A 23,103-nucleotide genomic window follows, 5' to 3' on the forward strand; every position below is an offset into this window, starting at 1 on the left:
CCGTCTGCGATGATCTGCGGCATGAAGATCCGTGCCCGGGCCACCCTCTTGGTGGTCGCTTGCGTAGTCGCCCTGACCGGCTGCATGAAGGTCGATGCCGACCTCAAGGTCAATTCGAACGAGACGATCTCCGGCAAGATGTTGCTGGGTGTCGACAAACAGCTACTGCAATCCACCGGTCAGTCGCTGGAAACGGCCCGGAAAGAGATCGAGAAGTCGCTGAAACAGACGGCGACCGAGGGCGTCGAGTGCAAGGCCTATGACGACGACAAGTACATCGGCACCGAGTGCAGCCTGGACAACGTGCCGTTCGACAAGATGTCGAGCAGCTCCGTCGGTGGCGTGGAGTTCAAGAAAGAGGGCGAGAACTTCGTCGTCACCTCGAGCGGCAAGGACACTCAGATCCCGCCGGGCAGCACGCCGGACGTGAAGTTCAAGATCACCATGCCGGGCAAGATCACCGAGCACGACGACGGCGCCGAGGTGAGCGGCCGGACGGCGACCTACACCGACGCCTCCAAGCTGAACTCCGTGCGTCTGGTCTCCACCGCCGACGGCGGCTTCCCGGTCTGGCTGATCATCCTGCTGGTCCTGGTGGTTCTCGCGGCCATCGGCGCGGTTGCGTTCTTCCTGCTCAAGGGCCGTCGCAGCGGTGGCAACCAGCCGTTCCCGGGCCAGCAGTACCCGCAGGGCCAGTGGGGCCAGCAGCAGTACGGACAGCCTGGGCCCGGTCAGTACGGTCAGCCTGGGCAGTACCCGGGTCAGCCGGGTCCGGGTCAGCAGGGCCCTGGTCAGTACCCGGGCCAGCAGGGCCAGCCGCAGCAGGGTCAGCCCGGCCAGTGGGGTCAGCCCGGTCCGGGGCAGCAGGGCCAGCCCGGCCAGCCGTACCCGGGTCAGCCGGGGCAGTACGGTCAGCCCGGCCAGGGCCAGCCGCCGCAGGGCCAGCCTGGTCAGTGGGGTCAGCCCGGTCCCGGCCAGTCCGGCCAGCCGCAGCCCGGCCAGTGGGGTCAGCCGCCGCAAGGTCAGCCGGGGCAGTACGGTCAGCCCGGTCAGCCGCCGCAGGGCCAGCCCGGTCAGTGGACCCAGCCGCCGCAGGGTCCCGGCTCTGACGGTCCCGGCCAGCAGTCCTGAGGAGCGGTGTGAAGATCTTCGTCACCGGTGGTGCCGGTTTCATCGGCTCCCACTTCGTCCGTACGGCGCTGTCCGGGGGGGATCCCGAGCTGGGCGCGGACGTGGCCGTCACGGTGTTCGACTCGCTCACGTACGCGGGTAATCTGGCGAACCTCGACCCGGTGAAGGACCAGCCGGGCTTCGAGTTCGTCAAGGGCGACATCACCGATCTGGACCAGGTCAACGCCACGATGGCGGGCCACGACGCGGTCGTGCACTTCGCGGCCGAGTCCCACGTGGACCGCTCGATCTCGGGCGCCACCCAGTTCGTGGTGACGAACGTGCTCGGTACCCAGGTGCTGCTCGAGGCCGCGCTGCGGCACGGCGTCGGGCCGTTTGTGCACGTCTCGACCGATGAGGTCTACGGTTCGATCGCCGAAGGCTCCTGGCCCGAGACGGATCCTCTGCAGCCCAACTCGCCGTACGCTGCCTCGAAGGCCTCGAGCGATCTGGTGGCGCTGTCGTACCACCGGACCCACGGGCTGGACGTGCGGGTCACGCGCTGCTCGAACAATTACGGGCCGTACCAGTACCCGGAGAAGGTCATCCCGCTCTTCGTCACCAACCTGGTCGAGGGCGAGCAGGTCCCGCTGTACGGCGACGGCCTGAACGTGCGCGACTGGCTGCACGTCGACGACCACTGCCAGGGCATCGAGAAGGTCCTGCGCGGTGGACGTGCGGGTGAGGTCTACAACATCGGCGGTGGTACCGAACTCACCAACCGCGAGCTGACGGACCGCCTGGTCGGGGCCTTCGGCAAGGGCGAGGAGAGCATTCGCTACGTCGAGGACCGCAAGGGCCATGATCGGCGCTACTCGGTGGACTGGAGCAAGATCCGCGACGAACTGGGCTACCAGCCGCGCCACGACTTCGAGTCGGGTCTGGCCGACACCATCGCCTGGTTCCGTGCGAACGAGGACTGGTGGCGCCCCCTGAAGTACCCGCAATCCTGAGGAAGGTATGAGGCTCACCGAATTCTGGGACCGAATGGACCGTCACCTCGGTCCGGCCTACTCGCGCACCTGGGCGGAGACCCAGGCACTGCCCGAGTTGAACGGCCAGACGGTCCAGGAGGCGCTCGCTTCCGGCGAGCACGCCAAAACGGTTTGGCGAGCCGTCTGGGCACATCTGCAACTACCGCCGCGCGACCGCTGACCTGATCTCTGTACGACGATGCGCCCGGGCCTTCGCTGGAAGGCCCGGGCGCATCGTCGTACTGGTCAGACCGTCTGCGGCGGCGTACCCGTCACTGGCGGCTGAGGGCCTCGGAAAGCCCCGGTGGTGAGCAGGTCCGCGGCGGCGTAGGCGGCCTTACGGATGCCCTTGCGTTCGTCGAAGAAGCCACCCACCATCCCGACGCCAGGGAGTTTGCCGAGCGCGCGGGCGCCCAGGCTGCCGCGGGGGCGGTCCTCGAACAGCTCGCTGATCCCGCCGAACATCTTGCTGATCCGCCAGATCAACTTGATGCCGTGCCGTAGGCCGCCCTCGTCGTCGGTCTTCTGACCGAGGCCGAGTTCCTTGGCGACGTTCTTGCCGGCGGCGGTCGGGTCGTCGAACTCGAGCACGATGTCCGGGGTGATGGGCCGGTTGGTCAGTACGCGGGCGATCACGGCCGTGCGATCGGCGTGCGCCTCCACGCCGTACTCCCGGCAGATCGCGCCGATCACCATCGCCTGGACGGTGGCGCCCAGGGTGTCCTGAATCGGCAGCCGGTCCGCGGCGGCACCGCTGATCCGCGGCAGGCCGGCGATCACCGCGGCGAATCCACCCAGCCGGTCGACCCACCAGTCGCAGCGCTCAGCCAGCGGCAGCGTCGGCCATTCGGCGTGGCCGGGGACCCGCATCCGCAGCAACCGGTCGATCGCGAGGATCAGGCCCTTCTCGGCCAGATTGGGCCGCTCCTGGGCGGAGTACTCGGCGAGGGTGGTGCGGATGCCGAACGGGTCTTGCGTTCGCAGCGAGTCGAGTACGGCGTCGAGGCCGAACTCCACCTTGCTGAGCGCCAGTACGACGGCGGAATCGGGAATGTCAGGACGGTCGGTCACGGGCGTCAGCGTATTGTGTCCGGGGTCCCAGCGGCCCTCGCGGCGCGGTACGGGTGATGGCGTGAGCCTGCTCCGCCGGACCTGGATCCGGATTCGGCTGATCCCGGCGTGTCATTTGTGATTCGAACAGGTGTTCGGGATAGTTTGTGAGTCAGAGGTTCAGGTCCCACTCGGTCCGGTTCTCCACAGATTCGCCACCGAGCCGGAAAATGTCGGTGCGGGCTCATAACCTCTCCGGTGACAAAGAATTCCTCCGGGTCGCTGCGACGGTGGCCCCGATTCAGATGGGTTAGGTGGCAGTCAGATGGCTGGTGCAGCGAAGGCGGAGCGGGCGGCCGCGGACCGCGAGAAGGCTCTGGCGACGGCGCTGACGCAGATCGAGCGTCAGTGCGGCAAGGGCGCGGTCATGCGGCTCGGCGAGCACGGCCGCGCACCGATCGACGTGATCCCGACCGGTTCGATCGCCCTGGACGTGGCGCTCGGTATCGGCGGTCTGCCCCGCGGCCGGGTGGTCGAGATCTACGGGCCGGAATCCTCCGGTAAGACAACGGTCGCGTTGCACGCGGTCGCCAACGCCCAGCGGGCCGGCGGTATCGCCGCGTTCATCGACGCGGAGCACGCGCTCGACCCCGACTACGCGCAGAAGCTGGGTGTCGACACCGACGCCCTGCTGGTCTCGCAGCCGGACTCCGGTGAGCAGGCGCTGGAGATCGCCGACATGCTGATCCGCTCCGGCGCGATCGACATCGTCGTGATCGACTCGGTGGCCGCGCTGGTGCCCCGCGCCGAGATCGAGGGCGAGATGGGTGACAGCCACGTCGGTCTGCAGGCCCGGCTGATGAGCCAGGCGCTGCGAAAGATGACCGGTGCGGTCAGCGGGACCAACACGACCGCGATCTTCATCAACCAGCTGCGCGAGAAGATCGGCGTGATGTTCGGTTCGCCGGAGACCACCACCGGTGGTAAGGCGCTGAAGTTCTACGCGTCGGTCCGGCTGGACGTGCGCCGTATCGAGTCGCTCAAGGACGGTACCGACTTCGTTGGCAACCGGACCCGGGTGAAGGTCGTGAAGAACAAGGTGGCCCCGCCGTTCAAGCAGGCCGAGTTCGACATCATCTACGGCCAGGGCATCAGCCGCGAGGGCAGCCTGCTGGACCTCGGTGTCGAGCAGGGCTTCGTGCGCAAGGCCGGTGCCTGGTTCACGTATGACAGCGACCAGCTCGGCCAGGGCCGGGAGAACGCGCGGAACTTCCTGCGCGACAACCCCGATCTGGCCAACGAGCTGGAGAAGAAGATCAAGGAGAAGATGGGCATCGGGCCGGTGGTGGACCAGCCGGCCGCCGCCGCTGAGCCGGTCGATGTCGACTTCTGACGGCCTGAGGGGCTCGGGCCGGCGGCAACGCCGGTTCGGGTCCGGCCCGGCTCCCCGGCGCGAGCCAGTGGATCCGGCCCTCGACGGACCTTCGGATCCGGAGTCGGTGGCCCGCACAATCCTGCTCGACAAGCTCTCCGCCCAGCCACGCACGCGGGCGGAGCTTGCGGACTTCCTCGCGGCGCGGGACATCCCGGACGAGGTTGCCGCCAAGGTGCTGGACCGTTTCGGGGAGGTCGGCCTGATCGACGATGCCGCGTTCGCCAGCGCCTGGGTCGAATCCCGCCACCGTGGCCGTGGGTTGGCCCGTCGGGCTTTGGCGCAGGAACTTCGCCGCAAGGGTGTCGACGACGATCTCGCTCGTGATGCGCTGGGTGAGTTGGAGCCGGAGCAAGAGGCCGATACCGCCCGGGCGCTGGTTCGGCGCAAGCTGCCGTCGATGCGGAACCTGGAGCGCCAGGTCGCGATGCGCCGCCTACTCGGCATGCTCGCTCGCAAGGGATATCCCGGTGGTCTGGCGATGTCGATCATCAAGGAGGAGATGGCCGCCTCCGACGAGGAACTACCTCTCCTCAACGACTCCGGCCTCGAAGCCGAATAGCTGGTCCTGTACGTCGTACGCGCGCCGGGCTTGAGTCTCCAGTTGGGGGAGACGTGAAGGTGAGGGCATGAACGGCGACACGCTCTACTCGATCGGTGAACTGGCTCGGCGTACCGGGCTGACGGTGAAGACCGTGCGGTTCTACTCCGATCGAGGCATCGTGGAACCGCTCGACCGCAGCCCGGCCGGCTACCGCCGCTACGGCACCGACGCCGTCGCTCGCCTCGACCTCGTGCGTACGTTGCGCGAACTCGGACTCGACCTCGCCACCATTCAAAAGGTGCTCGACCGCGAGCTTTCGCTGGCCGAGGTCGCCACCGCGCACGCCGAGGCGCTCGCGGTGCAGCTCCGCATCCTGGCGAGACGACGCGCGGTGCTCACGGCAGTGGCCAAGCGCGGGTCTACCCCAGAGGAGATGGACCTGATGCACAAGTTCGCCAAGCTCTCCGAACAAGACCGCCACCGCCTGATCGAGAACTTCCTCGACAGCATCTTCGGCCAGTCCGACACGGACCCTCTCACGTTCTCCGACACCGAGCGGGGCTCCTTCTCGCACGCCGGCTTCGGCACCGACTCCGGCACCGACTCCAGCACCGACTCCGGTGACGGCTCCAGCTTCGGAGGGTCGGCTTCCGGTCCCGGGGCTCCTGAGTTGGAGTGGGCGGCGGCTCGGCGTTCGATGACGCCTGAGCTGCCGGATGACCCTTCACCGGAGCAGGTCGAAGCCTGGATCGAACTTGCCGAGCTCACGTTCGACTTGGACTTTCGGGCCTCCCTGCAGGAGCTGGCCCGCCAGTACCAGGCTGACTCCAAGCATGAATCGGCGTCCGAGCCTGACAGCGATAGCCACAGTCACAGCGACGGCGGCAACGACGTCGGTCTCGGTCTCGGTGGTGTGCGACTTCGAGGGCGTGGAGGTGGACTGAAGTCCTGGATCCGGCGGGACCTCGTCGCGACGGTGCGCGATCTGGTTCGGCCGGCGTTGCAGGACGGCATGGATCCCGCCTCGCCTGCTGCTGATGGTGTCGTGGCGACGTTGTTGACCGCGTACGAGCGCGACTTCGCCGGGCGGCCCACCGATAACGCCGGTTCGTTCACGAGCGCCGGTTCGTCCGCCAACAACGACGGTTTGTCCTCGAGCAACGCCGGTTCTTCCGCCAGCAACGCCGGACCGTTTGCCAAGAACCCGGCACCGTCCGCCAAGAGTCTCGGACCTTCCGCCACGAACGCTGGGCTGTCCGCCACGAACGGCGGACCGTCCGCCATGCACGGTGGAGACGTTCTGGCGGTCGAGGGCGAGGATCCGCGAGGACGAAAGGTTCAGCGGGATCAAGCGAATGCGCTGGTGGATCGCCTGCTGGCGGCGAGAGATCCACGGCGCGAGCGTTATCTCGAATTGCTCGCCGTCGTGAACGGCTGGTCTCCGCCGGAATCTCTCGCGCCGACACTGAATTGGGCTATCGACGGCATTCGCGCCCGTTTGTAGTTCGAAGCAGCGGGCAGTGAATTGCGGCCGACGGCTGCGCTGCAGGTCGTGCCCATGGTTCTCGCCATGCGGAGTCGGTGAAGTCGCGGACTGCGAAACCGCCCTGGGCGTACCGGGGTGTCCGCCCTGAGGGGCGATCGGCGTCCCGCGGAGGCCAAAGGCATCGCGGCGGTTCCGGCGCGGGTAGTGGTATTCGAGTCGTCGGGCTGCGCCTCGGAGCCACTGCGGGGTGAGTGGTGGTGGGTGATGAGTAAGGAAGGGTACGAGGGTCGAAACAGAGTTCGGCCAGCACGGGTTGAGAATTCACGGCGTGTTGCCGGCGGCAACGTTGACGTGATCCGGGCGGAAGGTGTGTGATCCGGTCACGGGATCGGTTCGTGCCGATCCGCAGCGTGAGCAGTCGTCGTTGCCGATGACCGGCCCTCATCTTCGGGAGTGTGGAATGAGCGATTTCCAGAACCAGGCCAAGGACTTCCTTGAGAAGGCCATCAAGGAACATCCCGACACGATCAAAGAGGGCCTGGAGAAGGCCGGTGACTTGATCGACAAGCAGACCGGCGGCAAGTACGCGGAAAAGGTCGACACCGTTCAGGACAAGCTCGGCGACTACGTCGACTCCCGTTCCGGTCAGACGAACCAGACCGGCCAGCAGGAAGCGCCCGCGGATACCGCCCAACCCAGCCAGCCCGAATCCACCACCGAGCCAACCGCCACCACCGAGCCCACCAGCAACACGCAACCGACCACCGAGCCAACCAGCAGTACGGAGCCGACCGCCAACAGCGAGGCCACTGGTGGCAGCGAGGGCGCCAGCAGCGCCGAGTCCGCTGGCAGCGCCGAGTCCGCTGGCGACGCCGAGCCGACCAACAGCACGGAATCCACCGGCAGCACGGCGTCCGCCGGCAGCACGGAGTCCGCGGGCAATGCGGAATCAGCCGACAGGTCGGAATCCGCGGGTGGTGCGGACTCGACCAGTGGCGCGGAGTCCACGGCCGCTGGGGAGACCAGCAGCGGTTCGAACTCGGCCGACAGCAGCAGCGCGGAATCGGCTGGTGGTACGGAGTCCACCGACGGTTCCGATGCGACTGGCGCGGGATCGACCGGTGACGCTGACGCACGCGGCGCTGAGTCGACCGGGTCGGCGGAATCGGCTGGTGGGGCGGCGTCTTCGGGGAATGGCGAGTCTGGTGGGGAGGCGCAGTCGGGCGGATTGACGACCGGCGGTGGGGATGGGGCTCCTGAGGCGAAGTCGCAGTCGGGTGGTTCGAGCGATGCTCCGGCCGGTACGGCGTCCGCTGACGACTCGGGGGAGCAGGCTGCCGGGGACGAGTCGGCTGAAGAGGTGAAGGATGAGCCGGCCGTGGCGCCGGAGGATGCTGTTGGTGATGTGGTTGGCGGTACGCCGCCGAACGTTGAGGAGAACCCCAGCCGTTCGGCCGGATCGGATCCCTCGAACACCGCCACCGGTTCCACCGCGACCGGTGCCTCGGGCAACGACTGAGGACCACAAGCGAGTAAGACACCTCAAGCCTGGTCGGCGACAGCGTTGTCAGCGATGACGCGCCTGCCGCCGACTAGGCCTGATGGGGGTGTCGCGGAGATGACTGCTTGATGCGTCGCGGCTGGCGGAGCGTCAGCCGATGCGCCCGCTGATGTCTGCCGGCGTCGGGACGGTTCGCTTGTGCCGCCCAGACGGCCGGATCGACTCGGCATGGAGCGACGAGTGCCGAGGGGACATAAGAGGCGGTCGGCCTTCGTCCGGAGCGGCCGAGTGACACGTAGGGCCAGCAGAACCGAAGGGCCAGAAGGACAGGGGACCGCGAAGGCTCGGACGAGCTGGGAGGGCCGCGAGGGCTCGGACGAGCTGGGAGGGCCGCGAAGACCGGGACGAGCCGGAGGGTCCGTAAGGGTCAGGAAGACCGGAACAGCCCGGAAGGGCAGGGAGGCCGGCAGGCCAGGAACGGCTGGAGGGGCGAACGGGGAGCCGGTGTGATCGGGTGTTGACTCTGTGTTGAAGATTGGGGGGTTTGAGGGGCGGGGTGGGGGTGGAATTTGGTATCGATTTCGGTCGTCCTTCTGGTGGACGGGTGTTCGTCTTGACCGTGTGGTTGGCCACGCCTAGCCTCGGAATCAGTAAGGGATCACTCCACCGATTGATGGCGTATATAGCAACGTCCGGCCGGTTGTTCAGCAGGCTGGGCGAATGACGAACATTCGGCGGCGCGCTGGTGACGCCGCTGGATGGGACGAGAACACCAACGCTCAACCGAGCTGAGACGGATGGCGCGACCACGAGTGGTTGTTGCCGGATAGCAACGGACCCGGTTCGCCGGGTGGTTGGGCACCGCCGAGTCCGACGGTGCCATTCGTCGTACCGGCGTACTTGTCGTACCGTCCGATCGCTTGTCTTCGCCGGGTCATCCCTTCCAAACGAAGCTCGTCACGCCTGCGGGCGCGGCACACAGAGGGGAGAGGCCGATGGTGGCTTTGGCTATGCCGGACGCGGCATCCATGGGTCTTGTCCTGATCGGCGTGCTGATCGTCGCGCTGCTGGCGTGGATCGGGCTTTCGCTGTCGCGCCGCAAGGTGGCTGACATGACCGCCACGGCGAAGGCCAAGTCCGACCTGGAGCTGGCTACCGCCCGGGCGGAGGCGGCGAGCCAGGTGGACCAGATCCGGCGGCAGGCCGAGGATGACGCTTCCGCGATCCGTGCTCGTGCGGAGGAGGAGGCGTTCACCATTCGTGGCCGGGCCGAGGAGGTCGAGCGGCTGTCGATCGAGGCGCGCCGGGAGGCCGAGCACCGCGCCGAAGATGTTCGGCGTGAGGCCGAGGATGTCCGGCGCGAGGCGGAGCAGCGGGCGATCGACGTACGGCGGGAGGCCGAAGCCGAGGCGCAGTCGATCCGGGAGGACCTGCGCGAGCAGCGTCTGGAGATCGAGCGGCGCGAGAACCGGCTGACCGAACGCGAAGAACGGCTCGACGAGCAGCACCGCGGTATCGAGGAACGCCAGAACGAGATCACCACCCAGCTGGCCGAACTGGATCAGAAGCGTGCGGAGATCCGGAACCTGGAAGAGGAGCGCCGCCGCATTCTCGAAGGCGTCGCGAACCTCACCGCCGAGCAGGCCAAGGCCGAGCTGGTCGCCGAGATCGAGGCCGAGGCCAAGCGGCACGCGCATACCATCGTGCGGGATATCGAGCGCCAGGCGCAGGACGAGGGCGAGACCCGGGCGCGCAAGATCATCACCGGCGCGGTGCAGCGGCTCGCCTCGGAGCAGACCAGTGAATCGGTCGTTTCCGTCGTGCATCTGCCCAGCGACGACATGAAGGGCCGCATCATCGGGCGCGAGGGCCGCAACATCCGGTCCTTCGAGCAGACCACCGGTGTCAACCTGATCATCGACGACACCCCCGAGGCCGTGCTGTTGTCCTGCTTCGACCCGGTGCGCCGCGAGACCGCCCGGTTGACGCTCGACTCGCTCGTGCTGGACGGGCGGATCCACCCGAGCCGGATCGAGGAGGTGTACGAGCGCAGTCGCGGCGAGGTCGCCGAGTTGTGCCAGCGTGCCGCCGAGGACGCGATGGCGGAGGTCGGCATCACCGAGTTGCACCCCGAGCTGATTCGTACGATGGGTCTGCTGCGCTACCGCACGTCGTACGGGCAGAACGTGCTGAAGCACCTCATCGAGTCGGCGCATCTGGCCGGCATGATGGCGGCGGAGCTCGGGCTGGACGTCAAGCGGTGCAAGCGCGGCGCGTTCCTGCACGACATCGGCAAGGCCCTCACACACGAGTCCGAGGGCAGCCACGCGATCGTCGGTGCCGAGCTTGCCCGCAAGTACGGCGAGGATGATGACGTGGTGCACTGTATCGAGGCGCACCACAACGAGGTCGAGGTACGTACGGTCGAGGCGGTGCTGACCCAGGCGGCCGATGCCGTCAGCGGTGGTCGGCCCGGGGCGCGGCGCGAATCGCTGGAGGCGTACGTGCAGCGGCTCGAACGGCTCGAGGAGATCGCGATGTTCCACGACGGCGTGGAGAAGGTCTTCGCGATGCAGGCCGGTCGCGAGATCCGGGTGATGGTGATGCCCGACGCCGTCGACGACATCGCGGCGCAGGTGATGGCGCGCGACATCGCCAAGCAGGTTGAGGAAGAGCTCACCTATCCGGGACAGATCCGCGTCACCGTCGTACGCGAGTCCCGCGCTACCGAGGTCGCCAAGTAGCCGTCGCCACGGGACGTTGCTCCAAGCAACTTCCTGTAGGTCGAGGTGGTGGCGGGCCGGCTGGCTGGTCTCGCCGCCATCAGCGTTCCGGTCGAGGGTCGATGCAGATCAGGGTTTGCTGGCCTGCCGCCACCAGGGTCCGCCGTGAGCCCTGGACCCCGAACACCTCCAGCTGGCATACCGTCAACGTGCGCCCGGATCGGAGAACCGTGCCGATGGCTTCAAGGTGTTCGCCCTCGGCAGGCGCCAGCAGGTTGATCTTGTACTCGACCGTGAGCACCGACGTGTTCTCGGGGAACAGCGTGAAGCCCGCATAGCCGCCCGCGCTGTCTGCGATGGCACTGGTCGCTCCAGCATGGAAATACCCGTGCTGCTGAGTGACCTCGGGGCGGCTCGGCAGCAGGATGTGCACCCGCCCCGGCGCGATAACGCTCAGGTAGGCGCCCAGATGTCCCATCAGGCCTTGGCGATCGAAGCTGTCCCGGATGCGCTTCTGCACCTCGGGACTCGCTAGCTCTGGTTGGGTCTGCTCTTCCACGACTCTCCTTCGCAAGGTCGTCCGAACGGCACAAGCCTCTCGCCTTCGTACCACGCCCGCCGGTCCGATTGGCGGTCTCAGCGAGTCCAGAACATCGCCACGAGCGCAAGTGATGAGGTCTGGCCCTGTGGGGTCGTTAGGGTCTGGCCGAGTGGTCGTGACGAAAGCCTCGAAGGGTGTCCATGAACGAGCTGACCCGAACCGTGCTCGAAGACTTCGCCAGCTGGGTGGAATCCAGCGGGCGCCGTCCGGTGGATCTGAACGTGGTGGCCGACTTGTGCGACGTCAAGGCGATCTTGCTCGACCAGGCCATGATCGAGGCAGGGGTGCTGACCGAGCCCGACCCCCGGTTCTGGCTGGGTGCCGCGACCGAAGAACTGCTTCGATGCGGGTTGTACATGGTGGCTGTCGAGGGCGACTGGCTGCACGCGGTGCGGCGGGCGATGCCCCTGTTCTTCGACTACCTCGCGACCTTGGACACGGCGGTCGTCACGGGCGAGGAGCTGGCTGGCGCTCGGGCCGGGTTCGCGGCGGCTTTCCCGGCCGATTTGCACCCGAAGCACCCGTCCGCAGCGGCACTGCTCGGCCGGTTGTTGGTGAATGCGCCAGACCGGTACGACGACGCCGAAACGCTGTCCTGGGCCGAACTGGAGGCGCTGGCCGGCCCGACCCTCGCGCCGGCCACCTTGAAGACCAGCCACGCCCACGAGAGCAAGCCCAGCGAGAGCAACCCGGGTCAGGGCAATGTCGGCGCGCGTGTTCCAGCCAGCGAGCTTCTCGGCCCTGCCACGCCTGTGCCGGTGCCTTCCGTTCTCGCCAGGCTCGCCGAGGAGTCGGACCTGATGGCCCAGTTCATTGCCGTCGCCCGGGAGGCGGCGTCGACCGGGCAGCGTCCGGACGGCGTGGAGGACTGGATCTGGCGTCAGGTCGTTGTACAGGCCTTAGTGGGCGATCCACGACTACTGGCGGGCCAGCCGTTTCCCGGCCCCTCTCTGCGCCAATGGGATTCGGGCCGCCCAGAACTCAGGGTGCGAGTCTGGTCCCGCGCGTTCCAGTGCATGGCGTTCCAGCCCGCCCCAGGGCTCAGTGACGAGGCGTACCCCGCAACCACCAATGCCCTTCTCAACACGTTGATCGCGGCCCGCGCGGACGGGCGGGCACGGATCCAGGACGCCACGGGAATGCCGTACGAGGGGATGGATCCGGCAAGGCTTCGGCTACTGGTCGACCGGCTTCAGGCACTTGGCGCCGTGACGGTCGATGACGACACGCTCACGCTGACCACCCTTGGCTACGCGGGCTTGCCCCAACTCGCCGACTGGACGGGCGGCTCGCCTCCGGGAGCGCTGCTCATCCCGTCGTGGAGCGACACTCTGGTCCAGGCGGATGTGGTCGCAGTGCTGAACGCCGTCGCCGACAAGAGGGCCAGTATCGATGCTCCCCAGACGTTCCCCGAGGTCTGGCTGGCACACGCGAATCCGCCACAGCTTGCCGACCGCCTCATCGACGCGATGCCCTGGCTGACCGATCCCGCCCGAGACCTGGCGTGGACGATGCTTCGCACAATCGGCGAACCCGCCGCGCCCGCCATCCGGGGCTGCCTAGACACGTGGCTCGGCCAAGAGGCCCGCGCCTGGCTGGCAGCCGGATAACGCCAGGTGGACTTCCTGAAGCCGGCGAGTGCTCAACTCGTACGAATCGTTGCGGCGGTTCCAGCCGACGCCTGGAGCACTAGTACGCCGTGCGACCTCACGATCCACGAGGTCGTGAACCACGTCGTTGCCGGCAACATCTTCGCGGTACGGCTTCTGGCTGGTGCGTCGGCAGCGGACGCCACTGCAGGTCTGGACGGCGACTACCTCGGCGAGGATCCGCTAGCGGCGGTGACCACCTCCTGCGAACACCAGGTGGCCGCGTTCGCTTCAGCGGATCAGAGCCGCCCACTTCACCACCCCAGCCGCGACATCTCCTTCGAGACCTTCGTACGTTTCCGCCTGGGAGAGCTCGTCGTACATGGGTGGGACGTGGCGGTTGGTGCCGGGCTGGACCCGGCGCTCGACGCGTCCGTCGTGGCAGGGCTGTGGGCGATGGTCGAGCCGCACGTGGAGGACATGCGCCAGATGGGCACCTTCGGCAAAGGCGCGACAACATCATCGGCAACCTCGGTGCAAGCCCGTCTGCTGGACGCCTTCGGCCGCCACGCCTAACCAGCCGACACGGGTCGTAACCCGTTGAGGCATTAGGGGACTGGCCGGTCGGGTGAAGGCGACGAACCGCGGAGTAGGCGTTTGCCTAGGTTGTGGATGGCTTCGCGGAGTTCGGGCGGTTCTAGTACGTCGAAGTCGCAGGGGATGCGGGAGGTGTAGGAGATCAACGGGGCCAGGTCATTCGCCCCGAACCGCAGTACGCAAGAACGCTCGTCGACAACCTCCACCACGCCGTCACCCGCAGGTACGACGCGCGCGACCTCTTCCGCACTCGCGGAGATCAAGACGCGCGCCTTGATCTCCCACGGGACCACGCCGGTTCCCTCGGCTACAAGCGCTACAGGGTCCGGCGGGCTGTCGAAGTGGTACCGCTGGCCGGTGAGCGTTGGATCGGCAATACGGTCCACCCGGAACGTCCGCCACGCCTCGCGCTCCCGATCCCGCGCCACCAGGTACCAGCGCCGACCGGTGTGAACGATGTGGAACGGCTCAACCCAGCGCCGGCTCTCTCGGCCCGCGTGATCCCGGTAAACGAACCTCAGGCCCTCGGTACGGCGACACCCGGCCGCGAGTACTACCAGTACCTCTGCGTCTACAGGCGGCAGATCGCCTCGCGGCAGCTGGATCGTGCTCCCGGCGATCGCGGAGACCCGTTCGCGCAGTCTGGTCGGTAGGACCTGGTGGAGCTTGGCCAACGCGGCCACGGCGGCTTCCTCGACTCCGGACACCGTCGTGGTCGTGGCGACGCGTAAACCAACAGCGATCGCCACGGCCTCGTCATCGTCGAGCAGCAACGGCGGCAGGCGGCCACCTCGGCCTAGGTGGTACCCGCCGCCGTGGCCCGCGTCGGCCTCCACCGGATACCCGAGCGACCGAAGGCGGGCCACGTCTCGCCGTACCGTCCTGGTGGTGACGCCAAGGCGGTCAGCGAGGTCAGCGCTTTCCCAATGCGGGCGCGCCTGCAGCAGCGAGAGCAGCCGGAGTAGGCGGGCCGCAGTATCCATAAGCCCACTATCTCAACTTCGCGGACAACTACTGTCCGCGAAGCGTTCTAGCGTGGAGGCCATGACGAAGCTCAAGGAGAACTTGCTGGATCTGTCCGACTTCGCGTGGCAACGACTCCGTCCGCGCGTCGAAGGAATCACTGACGAGGAGTACTTCTGGGAGCCGTTCGCAGGCTGCTGGAGTGTCCGCAAGACGCCGGACGGCTCGTTCCGGGCCGACGACGATCCGATCCCGCCGGATCCGCCTCCGTTCACGACGCTCGCCTGGCGGATCACGCACATCATCGACATCCTGCAGGAGGAACGAACCGCGACCTGGTTCGGCCACAAACCCGGCGCGGACGATGGCGAACCGCCCGTACCGGGTAGTGCCGCGGAGGCCGTGCAAGCGCTGGAGCACGCGTACGACGTGTGGCGCGGACGCCTTGCCGCGGTGAGCCAGGACGATTTCGACCGGCCCATGGGCGAGATAGCCGGGCCATACGCCGAGTACGACGGGTTGGCCTTCGCGTTGCACATCCTCGACGAGCTCATCCACCACGGCGCGGAAGTTGGCGTCTTACGCGACCTCTACCGGGCGGAGCAGCCCGAGGATCCCCTGGTCGCGGCGCTGCTCCGTGGCGAAACAACCGCGGAGACCGGCGTGATCGATCGCGTCCGCGAGCAGCGGCCCGCGTTGATCGCGGAGGCTGCCGCGGCCAAGCGGTGGCAAGCGGTTCCGGCGCTGGTGGAGCTCGGGTTCGACCTCAACGCCCGTGACCACCTCGGCCGGACCGCGGCCCACCTAGCGGCTGGGACGGGCCAAGTCGACGTACTGCGCCTCCTGGTCGAACATGGCGCTGACCTGACGATCGAAGATCCCGAGTTCCACGCGACCCCGCTCGGCTGGGCGCAGTGGTTCAAGCAGCCGGAGGCGACCGCCTACCTAACCGAGACGGCAAACGCTCAGGCCTCGTCCGGAGGAGCCGGCAGCGTCGGGTAGTCGGACGTCGGATAGAGCCCGACGACGAACCCGTACGTGGTGTCGCCGGCCCGGGGGAGCCGGTCGAAGTCGTGGATCAGCTTGTCGACGTGCTGCCAGAACTCGGCCGCGCGTTCCTCCGGGATCCGGGCGTGCCGGATGAACGATCGCATCTGCCCGGCCTCGTACGCGGCGGTGGATTCCTTCGCCGCGACCTCGAAGTCGTTGAAGTCCAGCGGCAGGTCCACGCCGTCGGACTGCCGGCCGAGCCCGACGTAGAACATCCGCCCCGTCCGGCCGTAGTAGCGCTCGTCGATCGCCCGCACCCGCCGGGTCCGTACGACGCGCAGCAGACCGGCCGTGGCCAGCACGTTGACGTGGTGCGCCACCGTGCTCTTGGGCCGCTTCACCGCGGCGGCCAGCTCCGTGACGGTGGCGGCGCGCTCGTGCAACAGGCCGAGGATCGTCGTTCGCAGGGGATTGCTGATCGCTCGCACCTGCTCGGCCGAGGTGAGCTCGACCGTCTCCTCGAGCTCGTAGTCCGGCACCGGACTATTGATCGCCATAGCGGATCAGACTAACATCGCCAAACGTTCCACAAATTTGGATCATTCACGGTGAAAGCGAGCGAACGATGGCCGAGGTAGTGCTGTTCCACCATGCCCAAGGGCTGACTTCCGGAGTGCAGGTCTTCGCGGGCCAGTTGGTCAGCGCCGGACACACGGTGCACGTGCCGGACCTGTACGACGGCAACACCTTCGCCACGCTGGAGGAGGGCCTCGACTACGCGCGCTCGGTCGGCTTCGGCGCCATCGCGGAACGCGGGGTCGCCGCTGCCGAAGGCCTTGGGGATTCCTTGGTGTACGCCGGTTTCTCGCTCGGGGTGGTGCCGGCGCAGCAGCTCGCGCAAACCCGTCCGGGCGCCAAGGGAGCGTTGTTCTACTACTCGTGCTTGCCGGTTTCGGAGTTCGGTGAGGCCTGGCCGGCGGGTGTTCCCGTGCAGATCCACGGCATGGAGTCCGACCCGTTCTTCGCGGAGGAAGACCTGGTCGAGGCGCGGGCCTTGGCCGAGTCCGCCGACGAGGCCGAGTTGTTCCTCTACCCGGGCAAGGAGCACCTGTTCGCCGACTCCTCGTTGCCGTCGTACGACCAGGAGGCGGCCTCGCTGCTGCTGAGCCGCACGCTGGAATTCCTCGACCGCCTCAGCTGACCACCCGCAAGCCTGCACAGCCTACGCGACCCAACCGCGCGCTCAGCGACCGAACGGCGTGCTCAGGCAGCCCTAGCTCGTGCCCCGGAGACGGGGTGCGGGCTAGTGTGCGTTGACCAGCTGGCGGAGTCTGCCCTTGGCGGTTCGCTCCACGAACAGCGGGACGAAGTCGCGAATCGGCTGCGGCTCGAACTCGCTTCGGCTGTCCGCGACAACCTCCACGACCCGGTCCGCCGGCACCTCCGGGAACTGCTTCGTCAGCCGATCGACGACCTCGGTGATGGCCCGGTCTTCATCGGATCTGTCCATATCCCAACGCTTGCGCGGCCCGCCGGTCAGGTCAACCAATTCCAGGTGAATTCCCCCTGCCCGAGCGGTCAGCCTGCTCAAGGGTGAGAAACGGCCCGGACTCGGCCCGGACTCAATCTGGGAACGCTCCCACTGAACTCTTGACAGCGCCTCGCCGTGCCCCGATGCTCTCATGGGAGCGCTCCCAGATGGAGTGTCAGAATACCTAGGAGGGGTCGGGCGATGAGCCAGACGAAGCGGTTCCTGGTTGTGACGGCGGCTGCCATCACAGCCCTGGGCATGGTCGGGGCATGCAGCAAGAACACCGAGGGCGGAGCACCGGCGGCGGACGGCCAGATCAAGCTGGTGGTGGATACGTTCGGGGACTTCGGTTACAAGGCGCTGGCGGCGCAGTACGAGAAGGATCACCCGAACATCAAGGTCGAGCTGCGCAGCACGCAGAAGCTCGACGACTACAAGCCGAAGCTGACCCAGTGGCTCGCCGCCGGTTCCGGCGCCGGCGACGTGGTGGCGCTCGAAGAGGGCATCCTCAACGAGTTCAAGACCCAGCCGCAGAACTTCGTCAACCTGCTGGACCACGGCGGCGCTGAGCTCGAGTCCAGCTTCCTGCCCTGGAAGTGGGAACTCGGCAAGTCCGGCGACGGCGCCCTGCTCGGTCTCGGTACCGACGTCGGCGGCCTGGCGGTCTGCTACCGCAAGGACCTGTTCGGCAAGGCGAAGCTGCCGACCGATCGCGAGGCCGTCTCGAAGCTGTGGCCGACCTGGGACGAGTTCATCAACACCGGCGCCAAGTTCAACGCCGCGAACACCGGCGCCAAGGGCTTCGTCGACTCCGTCACCACCAGCTTCAGCGCGATGCTCTCGCAGGCCGGTGAGACCAACTTCTACGACCGCGACAACAAGGTCATCGCCGACTCCAACCCGGCCGTGCGGCTGGCCTGGGACACCTCGATGAGAATGGTCGACATCAGCGCCAAGGTGCCGACCTGGTCGAAGGACTGGGAGGCCGGCTTCAAGAACGGCAGCTTCGCGGTCAGCATGTGCCCGTCGTGGATGCTCGGCATCATCAAGACCAACTCCGGCCCGGCCAACGCCGGCAAGTGGGATGTTGCCGCGGTGCCTGGTGGCGGTGGCAACTGGGGCGGTTCGTGGCTGACGGTGCCGGCGCAGAGCAAGCACCCGAAGGAGGCCTACGAGCTGGCGAAGTTCCTGACCAGCCCGGCCAGCCAGATCGAGGCCTTCAAGGAGGCCGGCCCGCTGCCGTCCTCGCCGAAGGCGCTTGACGACCCGGCCTTCCAGGCTCTGAAGAACGACTACTTCTCGAACGCCCCGGTCGGCCAGATCTTCGGTACCGGCGCCAAGGCGCTGAAGCCGCTGGTCCTCGGCCCGAAGCACCAGGCGATCAAGGAGCGGGCCTTCGAGCCGGCCATGCAGGCCGTCGAGCAGGGCAAGCTCACTCCCGACAAGGCTTGGCAGCAGGCGCTCACCAGCACTGCCAAAGAGGCGAAGTGACCTTTACCGGCGTCGTCCGGTCGTCGGCGGCAGCGCGTGCCGCCGGCGACCGGGCCCCCTGGCGCTCCCGGCTGACTCGCGCGGACGTGAGGTTCGCGCCGTACGTCTTCATTACGCCGTTCTTCGTGTTGTTCGCGATCTTCGGGGCGTTCCCACTGCTGTACACCGGCTGGGTGTCGCTGCACGACTGGCATCTGATCGGCGAACACACCTTCGTCGGTTTCGGCAACTACACGGCGTTGTTCGGCGACCCGGCGTTCTGGAACTCGCTGACCAACACCGTCGGCATCTTCGTGATCGCGACCGTGCCGCAGTTGTTCATGGCCCTGGCCATCGCGAACCTGCTGAACCGCAAGATCCGCGCCCGCACCTTCTTCCGGATGGGCGTGCTGATTCCGAACGTCACCTCCGTGGCGGCCGTGGGCATCGTCTTCGGGCAGTTGTTCGCCCGTGACGTCGGCCTGGTGAACTACCTGGTCACCAGCGTCGGACTGGACGCCGTGGACTGGCAGGCCAACACCTGGTCGAGCTGGATCGCGATCGCCGTGATGGTCGACTGGCGGTGGACCGGTTACAACACGCTGATCCTGCTGGGCGCCATGCAGGCGATCCCCAAGGACCTGTACGAGTCGGCCTCGCTCGATGGCGCGGCTCCGTGGCAGCAGTTCTGGCGGATAACTGTTCCGCTGCTGCGCCCGACCCTCGTTTTTGTTGTCATCATCTCCACGATCGGCGGCCTGCAGCTCTTCACCGAGCCGGTGATCTTCGGCAACGGCAAGATGCTCGGCGGCACGCTCGGCCAGTTCCAGACCATCACCATGTACATGTACGAAACCGCCTTCCAGCGCTTCCAGTACGGCTACGGCGCGGCCATCGCGTGGGCCCTGTTCGGCTTGATCGTGCTGATCTCGCTGGTCAACCTGCTGATCGTCAAGCGGGCTGCGAGGTGGGCCCGATGAAGGCCGCTTCGGTTCGCCTCTGGAAGGCCAGCCCCGCGACGTACCTGGCGCTCGTGGTCGGCTGTCTGCTCTCGCTGTTCCCGATCTACTGGATGTTCGTCATCGCCACCCGGTCGAACGACGCCATCAACGACGTACCGCCGCCGCTGCTGCCCGGTTCCGAGCTCGGCGCGAACGTCGGCCGGGTGTTCGCCAACGAGCACGCGGCGTTCGCCTACGGGCTGGTGAACTCGCTGGTGGTGTCCAGCGTGGTCACCGTGTCGGTGGTCTTCTTCTCGACGCTGGCCGGTTTCGCCTTCGCCAAGCTGCGGTTCCGCGGCCGCAACGGGCTGCTGCTGGTCATCATCGGCACGATGATGGTGCCGGTACAACTCGGCCTGATCCCGCTCTACATGCTGATGGTCAAGATCGGCTGGAACGGAACCCTGCAAGCGGTCATCGTGCCGTTCCTGGTCAGCGGTTTCGGCGTGTTCATGATGCGCCAGTACGCCGCCGAGGCGATCTCCGACGAACTGGTCGAGGCGGCTCGCGTCGACGGCTGCTCGACCTTCCGGATCTACTGGAACGTCGTACTGCCGGTGCTGCGGCCCGCGGCGGCGATTCTCGGCCTGCTGACGTTCATGCAGACCTGGAACGAGTTCATCTGGCCGTATGCGGTGCTCGACGCGAACACCCCGACGGTCCAGCTGTCGCTCGCCCTGCTGGCGACGGCGTACTACACCGACTACGCGCAGGTCTTCGCGGCGACGGCCCTGGCCACGCTGCCCCTGCTCGCGGTGTTCATCTTGTTCGGCCGTCAGATCATCGGCGGCATCATGGAAGGTGCGATCAAGTCGTGACGACCGAAAGCCAGGCCCCCAGCCCGGCCCCAAGCCCAGCGAGCAGCCCGGCCCCAAGCCAGGCGAGCAGCCAGGCCCTTAACCCGGCCAGCAGCCTGGCGCCCGGCGAGACCAGCGGGCAGGTTGAGCCGAACTCCGTGCTGGAGTTGCCGACCGGGTTCCTGTTCGGGGCCGCCACCGCGGCGTACCAGATCGAGGGCGCGGCCGGCACCGACGGACGCGGTCCGTCGATCTGGGACACCTTCTCGCATGAGCCCGGGCGAGTGCTCGGCGGTGAGACCGGTGACGTCGCGGTGGAGCACTACCACCGGTTCCGCGAGGATGTCGCGCTGATGGCCGAGCTCGGCCTGCAGGCCTACCGGTTCTCGATCTCGTGGTCGCGAGTCCAGCCGGACGGCCGCGGCCCGCTCAATCAGGCGGGCGTGGACTTCTACTCGCGCCTGGTCGACGAACTGCTCGCGGCCGGGATCGAGCCGTGGCCCACGCTGTACCACTGGGACCTGCCGCAACCGCTCGAGGACGCGGGCGGTTGGCCCGAGCGGGCGACAGCCGAGCGGTTCGCCGACTACGCGGGCGCGATCACCAGCGTGCTGGGCGATCGGGTCGGCCAATGGACGACCTTGAACGAACCGTGGTGCTCGGCCTTCCTCGGCTACGGCTCGGGCGTGCACGCCCCGGGCCGCCAGGACCCCGCGGCCGCCGTACGCGCCGGACATCACCTGATGCTCGGCCACGGTATGGCGGCGAACCTGATCCGGTCGGCGGGCCACAAGGTCGGCGTCACGATCAACCTGTACGACGTCGTACCGGCCAGCGAGCGCGAGATCGACCTGGAGGCCGCGAGGCGGATCGACGGCCTGCAGAACCGGTTCTTCCTCGATCCGGTACTGCTCGGGTCGTACCCGGAAGATGTGATCGCGGACCTCGCCGACGTGACGGACTTCTCGCACGTACGCGAGGGCGATCTCGCGGTCATCTCCACCCCGCTGGACATCCTGGGTGTCAACTACTACACCCGTCACGTGGTCACCGGTGATCCGGCAAACGGCGATGACGGCCACGGTGGTGCCGGCGGCGAGGGCTCGCCTTGGCCGGGTAGCGAGCACGTCGGCTTCCTCAAGGGGGAGTTGCCCCTGACCGCGATGGGCTGGGAGATCCACGCCGACGGTCTCACCCGCGTGCTCGAACGAGTGGCCCGGGAGTATCCGTCCGTACCGCTCTACGTCACTGAGAACGGCGCGGCCTTCCCGGACGAGCCGGACGCCGACGGGCTGGTTCGTGACCCCGATCGGATCGGCTATCTCGACGGACACCTGCGGGCCTGCCGCAGTGCGATCGACGCGGGCGTACCGTTGAAGGGGTACTTCTGCTGGTCGTTGTTCGACAACTTCGAGTGGTCCTGGGGATACTCGCGGCGGTTCGGACTCGTTTATGTCGACTACGAGACGCAGACACGAACTCCGAAAAGCAGCGCCTATTGGTACTCCGATCTGATCCGAGGCAGGGTAGCGGTATGACCGATCCCCGTCCCACCATCGAGACCGTCGCAGCCAGGGCGGGGGTGGGGCGGGGCACCGCCTCGCGCGTGGTGAACGGTTCATCCCAGGTCAGCCCGGCCGCGCGCGCCGCGGTGATGAAGGCGATCGAGGAACTCGGCTACGTGCCGAACCGGGCCGCCCGCAACCTGGTCACCCGGCGAACCGACTGCGTCGCGTTGGTGATCTCCGAACCAGGCGAGCGGCTGTTCACCGAACCGTACTTCGCCGGCATCGTCCGCGGGATCAGCTCGGCGATGGCCCAGACCCAGCTGCAACTATGGCTCTCGATGGTGCAGAGTACGGCGGAACGCGAACGCGCGGGCCGCTTCCTCACCCGGGAACACGTGGACGGCGTACTGATGCTGTCCCAGCACGCGAACGATCCGCTGCCGGCACGGGTCCAGGCGAGCGGTCTACCGCTGGTGCTGTGTGGACGGCCATTGAAGGAATCGCCGGAGACGGAGTCCTTGCAGTACGTCGACGCCGACAACTTCACCGGCGCCCGCCTCGCCGTGCAGCACCTGGCCGACCAGGGCCGAAGCCGGATCGCCTGTATCGCCGGGCCGCAGGACATGTCGGCGGGCCTTGCCCGGTTGCAGGGGTTCCGCGAGGTCGCGGGCGATGACGCCTTGGCCGAGGTCGGCGACTTCAGCGAGGAAAGCGGCGCCAAGGCCATGGCCGCCCTGCTGGATCGCGACCCGGCACTGGATGCGGTCTTCGCCGCGTCGGACCCGATGGCCTTCGGCGCCATGCGGGTCCTCAAGGCAGCCGGGCGGCGCATCCCGGAGGACGTGGCGGTCATTGGTTTCGACGGTTCGCCGGCCGGACGCAACTCCGACCCGCCCCTCACCTCGGTCTTCCAGCCCACCGAGGAGATGGGCCGCGAAATGACCCGCCTCCTGCTGGCCCAGCTAGCTGGCGAAAAAGCCGCCCAAGGCCAAGTAATCGTCGACACCCGCCTAGAACTCCGCGGCAGCGCCTAACCCCACCCGCCACCATCCGCGCGGCCGTCCGCGCCTGGCAGCGAGCCCACGCCCTCCTCTCGCGGGCCGGCAGCCTTACCTTCCCCCGCGAGTGGTCGCGTCTGAACCGTTCCCGGTCACCCCGCCTCCGTTGGTCACCCCG

The 23,103-nt window shown here is 67.5% G+C and carries 22 protein-coding genes; 17 read left to right on the forward strand and 5 right to left on the reverse strand.

Annotation, left to right across the window (positions count from 1 at the left end; genetic code table 11):
* The first annotated feature begins 21 nt into the window (after positions 1-21).
* Genes ACFFGN_RS13630 through ACFFGN_RS13640 form a run of 3 tightly spaced genes read left to right on the forward strand, consistent with a single transcriptional unit; the run spans position 22 to position 2,325 of the window.
* A complete protein-coding gene (locus tag ACFFGN_RS13630; RefSeq protein WP_380047191.1) occupies positions 22-1,131 on the forward strand; it encodes an LppM family (lipo)protein in 1,110 nt (369 codons plus the stop codon).
* Positions 1,132-1,139: 8 nt separating this feature from the next.
* Positions 1,140-2,123: a dTDP-glucose 4,6-dehydratase gene (gene rfbB / locus ACFFGN_RS13635; protein WP_380047194.1), complete on the forward strand. Its 984-nt coding sequence runs from the start codon at positions 1,140-1,142 to the stop codon at positions 2,121-2,123.
* Positions 2,124-2,130: 7 nt separating this feature from the next.
* A complete protein-coding gene (locus tag ACFFGN_RS13640) occupies positions 2,131-2,325 on the forward strand; it encodes a DUF3046 domain-containing protein (protein ID WP_380047196.1) in 195 nt (64 codons plus the stop codon).
* Positions 2,326-2,390: 65 nt separating this feature from the next.
* Here ACFFGN_RS13640 and ACFFGN_RS13645 read toward each other — a convergent pair whose 3' ends face one another.
* The gene (locus ACFFGN_RS13645; protein ID WP_380047198.1) at positions 2,391-3,215 is read right to left on the reverse strand and encodes a hypothetical protein; all 825 of its coding nucleotides are present in this window, start codon (positions 3,213-3,215) and stop codon (positions 2,391-2,393) included.
* A 304-nt stretch (positions 3,216-3,519) separates the two neighbouring features.
* Between ACFFGN_RS13645 and recA the strand changes: the two genes are divergently transcribed.
* The 5 genes from recA to rny all read left to right on the forward strand — a co-directional run bounded on the left by recA (position 3,520) and on the right by rny (position 10,901).
* Positions 3,520-4,587, forward strand: coding sequence for a recombinase RecA (gene recA / locus ACFFGN_RS13650; RefSeq protein ID WP_380047200.1), 1,068 nt, complete (start codon positions 3,520-3,522; stop codon positions 4,585-4,587).
* Between the two features lie 106 nt (positions 4,588-4,693).
* Complete coding sequence (locus ACFFGN_RS13655; protein ID WP_380047202.1) at positions 4,694-5,188, forward strand: regulatory protein RecX; 495 nt, start codon at positions 4,694-4,696, stop codon at positions 5,186-5,188.
* A gap of 67 nt (positions 5,189-5,255) precedes the next feature.
* Positions 5,256-6,674 (forward strand): MerR family transcriptional regulator, encoded by a 1,419-nt coding sequence (locus ACFFGN_RS13660; RefSeq protein ID WP_380047204.1) that lies wholly within the window; start codon positions 5,256-5,258, stop codon positions 6,672-6,674.
* 442 nt (positions 6,675-7,116) lie between these two features.
* Positions 7,117-8,175 carry an Rv0909 family putative TA system antitoxin gene (locus ACFFGN_RS13665; protein ID WP_380047206.1) on the forward strand — a complete coding sequence of 353 codons (1,059 nt, stop codon included), beginning with the start codon at positions 7,117-7,119 and terminating at the stop codon, positions 8,173-8,175.
* Positions 8,176-9,152: 977 nt separating this feature from the next.
* Positions 9,153-10,901 carry a ribonuclease Y gene (rny, locus tag ACFFGN_RS13670; protein ID WP_380047208.1) on the forward strand — a complete coding sequence of 583 codons (1,749 nt, stop codon included), beginning with the start codon at positions 9,153-9,155 and terminating at the stop codon, positions 10,899-10,901.
* 79 nt (positions 10,902-10,980) lie between these two features.
* On the opposite strand, the gene ACFFGN_RS13675 is transcribed toward rny, so the two are convergent.
* Positions 10,981-11,439, reverse strand: a complete 459-nt coding sequence (locus tag ACFFGN_RS13675; RefSeq protein WP_380047210.1) for a PaaI family thioesterase — start codon at positions 11,437-11,439, stop codon at positions 10,981-10,983.
* 182 nt (positions 11,440-11,621) lie between these two features.
* Between ACFFGN_RS13675 and ACFFGN_RS13680 the strand changes: the two genes are divergently transcribed.
* Complete coding sequence (locus ACFFGN_RS13680) at positions 11,622-13,091, forward strand: hypothetical protein (RefSeq protein WP_380047212.1); 1,470 nt, start codon at positions 11,622-11,624, stop codon at positions 13,089-13,091.
* 6 nt (positions 13,092-13,097) lie between these two features.
* Positions 13,098-13,646, forward strand: coding sequence for a TIGR03086 family metal-binding protein (locus ACFFGN_RS13685; protein ID WP_380047214.1), 549 nt, complete (start codon positions 13,098-13,100; stop codon positions 13,644-13,646).
* A 32-nt stretch (positions 13,647-13,678) separates the two neighbouring features.
* Here the strand turns inward: ACFFGN_RS13685 and ACFFGN_RS13690 are convergent, their stop codons facing one another.
* Positions 13,679-14,650 (reverse strand): helix-turn-helix transcriptional regulator, encoded by a 972-nt coding sequence (locus ACFFGN_RS13690; protein WP_380047216.1) that lies wholly within the window; start codon positions 14,648-14,650, stop codon positions 13,679-13,681.
* A 61-nt stretch (positions 14,651-14,711) separates the two neighbouring features.
* On the opposite strand from ACFFGN_RS13690, the gene ACFFGN_RS13695 reads away from it, so the two are divergent.
* Positions 14,712-15,632 (forward strand): ankyrin repeat domain-containing protein, encoded by a 921-nt coding sequence (locus ACFFGN_RS13695; protein ID WP_380047218.1) that lies wholly within the window; start codon positions 14,712-14,714, stop codon positions 15,630-15,632.
* On the opposite strand, the gene ACFFGN_RS13700 is transcribed toward ACFFGN_RS13695, so the two are convergent.
* On the reverse strand, positions 15,596-16,177 hold the full coding sequence (locus tag ACFFGN_RS13700) for an ArsR/SmtB family transcription factor (protein WP_380047220.1): 582 nt from the start codon (positions 16,175-16,177) through the stop codon (positions 15,596-15,598). The genes ACFFGN_RS13695 and ACFFGN_RS13700 overlap by 37 nt on opposite strands.
* Before the next feature lie 68 nt (positions 16,178-16,245).
* Between ACFFGN_RS13700 and ACFFGN_RS13705 the strand changes: the two genes are divergently transcribed.
* The gene (locus ACFFGN_RS13705; RefSeq protein WP_380047223.1) at positions 16,246-16,821 is read left to right on the forward strand and encodes a dienelactone hydrolase family protein; all 576 of its coding nucleotides are present in this window, start codon (positions 16,246-16,248) and stop codon (positions 16,819-16,821) included.
* 102 nt (positions 16,822-16,923) lie between these two features.
* Here the strand turns inward: ACFFGN_RS13705 and ACFFGN_RS13710 are convergent, their stop codons facing one another.
* The gene (locus ACFFGN_RS13710) at positions 16,924-17,130 is read right to left on the reverse strand and encodes a three-helix bundle dimerization domain-containing protein (RefSeq protein ID WP_380047225.1); all 207 of its coding nucleotides are present in this window, start codon (positions 17,128-17,130) and stop codon (positions 16,924-16,926) included.
* A 222-nt stretch (positions 17,131-17,352) separates the two neighbouring features.
* On the opposite strand from ACFFGN_RS13710, the gene ACFFGN_RS13715 reads away from it, so the two are divergent.
* From ACFFGN_RS13715 to ACFFGN_RS13735, 5 genes are all read left to right on the forward strand, one after another.
* Positions 17,353-18,642 (forward strand): ABC transporter substrate-binding protein, encoded by a 1,290-nt coding sequence (locus ACFFGN_RS13715; protein ID WP_380047227.1) that lies wholly within the window; start codon positions 17,353-17,355, stop codon positions 18,640-18,642.
* Positions 18,639-19,601 carry a carbohydrate ABC transporter permease gene (locus ACFFGN_RS13720; RefSeq protein ID WP_380047230.1) on the forward strand — a complete coding sequence of 321 codons (963 nt, stop codon included), beginning with the start codon at positions 18,639-18,641 and terminating at the stop codon, positions 19,599-19,601. The genes ACFFGN_RS13715 and ACFFGN_RS13720 overlap by 4 nt, the downstream gene beginning before the upstream one ends.
* A complete protein-coding gene (locus tag ACFFGN_RS13725; RefSeq protein ID WP_380047232.1) occupies positions 19,598-20,440 on the forward strand; it encodes a carbohydrate ABC transporter permease in 843 nt (280 codons plus the stop codon). The genes ACFFGN_RS13720 and ACFFGN_RS13725 overlap by 4 nt, the downstream gene beginning before the upstream one ends.
* 137 nt (positions 20,441-20,577) lie before the next feature.
* Positions 20,578-21,957 (forward strand): GH1 family beta-glucosidase, encoded by a 1,380-nt coding sequence (locus ACFFGN_RS13730; protein ID WP_380048728.1) that lies wholly within the window; start codon positions 20,578-20,580, stop codon positions 21,955-21,957.
* Positions 21,954-22,961, forward strand: a complete 1,008-nt coding sequence (locus tag ACFFGN_RS13735; RefSeq protein ID WP_380047234.1) for a LacI family DNA-binding transcriptional regulator — start codon at positions 21,954-21,956, stop codon at positions 22,959-22,961. The genes ACFFGN_RS13730 and ACFFGN_RS13735 overlap by 4 nt, the downstream gene beginning before the upstream one ends.
* Positions 22,962-23,103: the final 142 nt, after the last annotated feature.

It is taken from the genome of Kribbella deserti (genome assembly GCF_042434725.1).
Lineage (GTDB): Bacteria > Actinomycetota > Actinomycetes > Propionibacteriales > Kribbellaceae > Kribbella > Kribbella deserti.